The organism is Falsihalocynthiibacter sp. CO-5D18 (genome assembly GCF_041205445.1).
Classification (GTDB): domain Bacteria; phylum Pseudomonadota; class Alphaproteobacteria; order Rhodobacterales; family Rhodobacteraceae; genus Falsihalocynthiibacter; species Falsihalocynthiibacter arcticus.
In genome coordinates, this window is the sequence record NZ_JBGFCF010000109.1 from 1 (window position 1) to 349 (window position 349).

Here is a 349-nt window from a genome sequence, read left to right on the forward strand (position 1 = left end):
GTTGTAGCGCCGAGAGACTAGAAATCGACGTCGATTGCAACGCCTTTCTTAACAGCGAGTGCAACGACACTTGCGGCTACTGCCAAGTCTTGCAAGCCAACCCCTGTGCCGTCAAAGAGCGTAATTTCGTCAGCAGATACGCGTCCGGGATGGGTGCCGTTGATCACCGCGCCGATTTGGTTCACGTCGCTTTCCTTGATCAACCCTTCGGCGACGGCGTGTTGTGCTTCGCCGATGCTGATGGATTGCGCGACCTCATCGGTGAAAACCGTGGCGCGGGCAAGGAGGGCGGATTCAACTTCTTGTTTGCCTTTGGTGTCGGTGCCCATGCACGCGATATGGGTGCCTG

At 57.0% G+C, this 349-nt stretch carries 1 pseudogene; it reads right to left on the reverse strand.

The features are described 5' to 3' along the window. Window positions 1–17: 17 nt before the first annotated feature. Window positions 18–349, reverse strand: a pseudogene (locus tag AB9F27_RS22140) (ornithine cyclodeaminase family protein); the annotation flags it as partial.